General features: G+C 39.9%; 4 protein-coding genes. 2 read left to right on the top strand and 2 right to left on the bottom strand.

Translation table 11 applies throughout. The annotated features are described in order from the left end of the window. On the top strand, positions 1-490 hold a 490-nt coding region (locus CRENPOLYSF2_RS02225), incomplete at its 5' end, for a DNA alkylation repair protein (protein WP_140396766.1). Between the two features lie 208 nt (positions 491-698). Here CRENPOLYSF2_RS02225 and CRENPOLYSF2_RS02230 read toward each other — a convergent pair. Further along, a complete protein-coding gene (locus CRENPOLYSF2_RS02230; RefSeq protein ID WP_087142337.1) occupies positions 699-1,934 on the bottom strand; it encodes an O-antigen ligase family protein in 1,236 nt (411 codons plus the stop codon). A 139-nt stretch (positions 1,935-2,073) separates the two neighbouring features. Further along, the gene (locus CRENPOLYSF2_RS02235) at positions 2,074-3,312 is read right to left on the bottom strand and encodes a putative glycoside hydrolase (RefSeq protein ID WP_087142338.1); all 1,239 of its coding nucleotides are present in this window, start codon (positions 3,310-3,312) and stop codon (positions 2,074-2,076) included. A 327-nt stretch (positions 3,313-3,639) separates the two neighbouring features. On the opposite strand from CRENPOLYSF2_RS02235, the gene CRENPOLYSF2_RS02240 reads away from it, so the two are divergent. Further along, positions 3,640-4,977: a lipopolysaccharide biosynthesis protein gene (locus CRENPOLYSF2_RS02240; RefSeq protein WP_087142339.1), complete on the top strand. Its 1,338-nt coding sequence runs from the start codon at positions 3,640-3,642 to the stop codon at positions 4,975-4,977. Positions 4,978-5,148: the final 171 nt, after the last annotated feature.

The raw sequence follows: 5,148 nt of genomic DNA on the forward strand, positions 1-5,148 counted from the left end.
TGTTAATAGGCTATACAGTTTAAATAATTTTTACGTTGAGCGGGGTGCGGAATGTCGGTGTGATTCATTCTGCATGGGATTTTTCGCTAACAGTAAGCATGGTTTAGCCAAGGCATTTGAATGGTCAAAGCATGAAAATGAATTCATAAAACGAGCCGGTTTCGTCATCATGGCGGCTTATGGTTTTGCAGACAAAGCCGCAGGCAACGAAGTGTTTGAGCAATTTTTCCCAGTTATTGAGCGAGAAGCAAATGACGACCGAATATATGTTAAAAAGGCAGTGAATTGGACTCTTCGCAATGTTGGTAAAAGAAATGTTGATCTAAAGAAAAGGGCAATAGTCGTTGCTAAACGTATTCTGGCCATTAATAGTAAATCAGCAAAATGGATTGCTAAAAATGCAATTAACGAACTTGAAAAACCGGATGTCAATATATTGAATTATCCGAGGAATATTTATAAACCCGCATTGCTGCGGGTAAATCGATAAACATGGTGTTTTGCGGCTTTGGAAGTTTGCTATTTTTCCAGCTTCGACGGCTTTGCTAATCTTCCGTGAAAGGCAAGTCCCTTAGCTTTACGTTTATTGGCTGATAGACATTACCCAGATGACGAAACCAGCCACTGAACTGGCTGGCTTGTTGGTTATCAGCTTATGGAGTGATAATGGACAAAGCAGTACTCTTCGGGTGGAACGGTTAAACAAAATTACTGCGTTTTGCAGAAATCCCTCCCCACAGCATACCCAGCACCACATACAAATGCCGCCAATGCGTACTGTGTATAATCATACTTTCCAAAAGCGTAGACAGCAGGCAAACAAACAAAACAATACAAATATTCTGTATTTTTGATGGCTGCATACACACAGCAAAGCCTTCTTTGAGTGTAACAACAATAAATCCAGAAAAAGCAAATGCGCCCAGCCACCCAGTCTCTACCATAATATGTACAAACAAATTATGCGGATCAAGTGCTAACACTTCGGATGCTTGCCCAGGACCTATCCCCATAGGCTGAATAAGTGATCTGTTGATAGCAATAAGTATGGCATCAAAACGCCCATCAGAGCCTTTATCGTAACTTTGTACCAATTGTGCGCGGTGTGAAAACACTTGGCCAATATCATCAATGGTCGTTACTGCCCAAATAGCAATAACCATAATGGCTATCACCACCAAACTCACTATTTTAATAAGTGCTGCGGTATCTGCACGCGACCTAGCCGTGACCAATCTCAAAATGGTATACATCGTAGCGGCCATCACCAAATTAAACCACGCACCCCTGGAAAAACTCAGTAAAATGCCAGCAACCACAAACAGCAACAAGCCTATTCGCTTTAAAAAATCCAATTTGCCTTTAGCGCTTTCTAATTGCAAAATCAAATAAACGGCAACCGGTATTAAGTAAGGCCCAAACACATTCGGATCTTTAAAAGGTCCTTTTACTCGGTCGAAAAATAAAAACAGCTCATAATAAGGTGTGATCTTCAAAAAACCGATCAAGCCAAGACAAACCGCCAACACCGCCGAAAATATATAGCCATTCCAGATAATCTTATACAGGCGTAGCGGATTATCGTGAATAATACTGGCAAAAAAACCCCAACTGAAAATAAGAAAAAAAGTGACCGCCATATGCTTAAGGCAGTGTATCGGGTCTGGCGCAAGCATTGTTGCTATCAAATTCGCTAATATATACCCGCTTAAAAAAAACAACGGCGTGGCCAAATGCGGCGAAAAACGCAGTCCAAAGGTAAAGCAATACAAGCCAACCAAAATAAGAAGACCGTCGTAAGGCGCAGGTTCAACAAAAACCAGACAACTGATGGCAAATATCAGCCAAATAAAACAAAGCCGCAACGTTAAACGTTCGGGAAGTGTACCAACAGTATTATGTGACAACATGGTATCAACAGCACTCATTTGCATAATTAACCCAACATGGGTAAGCTTTAATATTAGCTAAATATACAGATTTTTTTTCAAAAAACCACGATTATCACACGCTATGAGATGATCCCGCAGTCAAACGCTATTACTGTGTGGCTAATTACTTGCCAATAGTGTGTTATGGCAGAAATTTATGAGAGGGCACGACTCTGGCATTATTGCAACGCGTCGTTAAAATAACCGCCGTCTTTGCCTGTAAATAAGCCGAGGTAACAGACCCCGCCCCTAAGTTTTTATAACCCGATCCTAAAGAAATGGCTACTGTGTTTGTACCTGGCTGATTTAAAAACACACTACCGCAGGCAAAATCACGACGAATAACATTATGCCAGTTATAACGATCATTCAATGCCTTACCCAAATTAAGGTTATAGCCTTTCCACCAGCTATCAGGGGTATTCCAGTTGCGTTGATTACTACTGAAAAAATCATGACCTTGACTGATTAACAGCCACGTTGCCAAACCGTATTCACGCTGTGTCGTGTTATAGCCATCATCCATTAAGATAACTCCCGCACCACGCTTATGAACATAATCAATGTATTTTAAAAATCGCTCATAGCCCCATTCGCCGGTTCCGCGCACCAAACCATTATCGCTAGCACCGCGCTCAAGATTAATATAATTCGCCGATTTAATTTGTTGCGTAATATAAGAATTTTCAGTTTTAGACTGATCTGCGTACCATACAGCATTATGGGCAATTTCTTTATTACGCAACGCGGCACGAATTTCTGTCATATACTGAGCAAAATACCGTCGCCAATTATTCAACGTCATCGGTGAGCCGGTATTTTTATCAATAGGGGCGATAAACGTATTAACATCGTTGTTATTACCTACGCGCCAAATAAGATTAACATCATCCAGCCACACGCCTTTATAGCCTTTTTTTACTATCGCCTTCATTTTTTGAATCATATAACGCCGAAATACCGGATTGCTAAAATCACCGGCAAACTGCGTACAACGCCCTCCTCCACATTCCCAGGGAATATAAAGCTTATTGCCGTGCGCATCACGCATAATCCATTCTGGATGCGACTTTGCCAACGGTTCATTTGCATAGATAGCGTAACTATTCACATAAGCCAAGCCATTTTTATACCAAGCATTTTTTTTATCAAAACTCGGTGCATAGGTCAACATGCGTGCATAATGCATCGACATCCATTTTTTTTGTACAATACTCGGATTATTTACATAATGATCAAAATCAGCATTGGCATTATTAAAAAACCGAACTCGACCAGCATGGGTTAAATCTCTCGCCCAACACGCACTGCCAACAAAATGCGCTAATAATATGACCGGTACTAATAAAAGCTTTATCTTCGTTATCGGTTTCTTCATCATATTTTCTATCCTAGTCAATTAGAGGAACATAATCAGACAAAATCATTGTGGGTAAAATAAAACACATTTCTTAAGTTAGAGTTAAATAATTAAAATTTAATGGTCAAATTATTTTACATTAACCCTATTTAACGCCCTATAATACGGCATTATAAAAATTATTAACTATAAAATAAAGCTGACATAAGACCTTGCAAGACCTTAAATAATTGCATATGATGACCCAGATTACCGGCATGCTGCAGCTAATTATATTTTTAACATTATCGCCATAGCCAAATACTAACAAGCAATCTTCTTAGCAATTAGCATACACCCTCTCTTGCCGTGAACTATAAAGAATCTTTACAACTATTTGGCAACGCTATTTTTGTCTTCATCAACCGCATCATTGGTGCTGCTGCCGTTTTTGGTACACAAATTTTACTGGCTCGCTGGATGGGGGCAGCAGAAGTAGGTATTTATGTGTATGCGTTTTCTTGGTGTAATTTACTGGCGATTATTGCCGGCCTGGGCTTAAGCTCTTCAGCGTTAATGTTTATTGGCCAAGGTCTTACCAATAAAAAACACGGCCCGATTATCGGAATTATTCGCATAGGGCTAAAAATTGTTTTCTTATCTGGGCTGTGTTTTGCTATTGCCGGTGAAATACTAATTTATGAAACTGACGGCATTGTTTCCCCGCAGTACACCAAAGCGTTAACTTACGCGATGATTGGTATACCCGCTATGTGTTTAATTAACTGGCAATGCACTATCGGCCAATGCCTAAACTGGTTTGCGGCGGCATTCATGCCAACTAATGTTACTAGGCCGTTATTATTAATTGCTGCAATTGTTATAACGCGACAACTTGGCCATCATCTCAATGCGTCTAATGTTATGCTAATGCATGTTGTGATCATGGGTTTTGTTTGGTTAACGTCGGCTATTTACTTAAAAAGACGACTAGCAAGGCATTTTGTTGATGTCAAACCGCTTTATCAAACAAAGCATTGGGTACGTACAGGTTTTCCACTGCTATTTGTTGCGTTGTTTTCAAATTTTTTCTTAGATATTAATATTGTCACCGTTGGTTTATATTTAAATGCTGAACAACTGGCTATTTTTAATGCCTGCTTTCGAGTCGCTGTACTGCTGGCTTTTGGCGTTCAATCCATTGACGCTATTTTACTACCACGTTTTTCACAACTTTATGCTGCTAACGACAGCGTAAAATTACAGCGCATTATCACCCTCACCACACAACTGAAATTTTGGTCGTCGCTGTGCGGCTTAATTATTTTTATTGTGTTTGGTAAAAAAATTCTGTCTTACTTTGGCACAGAATTTATTGAAGGCTATGATGCTTTAAAATTATTGGCACTTGCACAAGTTATCCGTGCTGCTGTCGGGCCGTTATCACAAGTACTCAGTTTAACTGGCCATCATGGTTTTTGCTTATTTGTATCAATGTTATCAACCTTGATTATGCTCATCCTCAATTATTTTTTAATTGGCTCGTTAGGCATGATAGGCGCAGCTTTTACGGTGGTTGTCGTCATATCACTAGAATCCATCCTGCTTTCCAGCGCCTGCATAAATCGCTTAGGTATCGATGCGTCAGTCTTTGCAATTTTTAATAAGACACCCATAATTTTAAAGCCTAAATTCGCGGCCTTTTAAAAAACGCACGAAAAAATACGTAATTAGCGCTGAACAAAAATATAGAGTGGATTCGCCGCTAGGCAATCCGCCACAATATGTGTACTTACAGCGTTTTTAACTTAGAACAGTTACAGCCACCGTTCGTGCTGAGCTTGTCGAAGCATGAACGGCACACTTCGACAAGCTCAG

Origin of the sequence: Crenothrix polyspora, from assembly GCF_900163755.1 — a bacterium.
In the GTDB taxonomy this organism is placed as follows: domain Bacteria; phylum Pseudomonadota; class Gammaproteobacteria; order Methylococcales; family Methylomonadaceae; genus Crenothrix; species Crenothrix polyspora.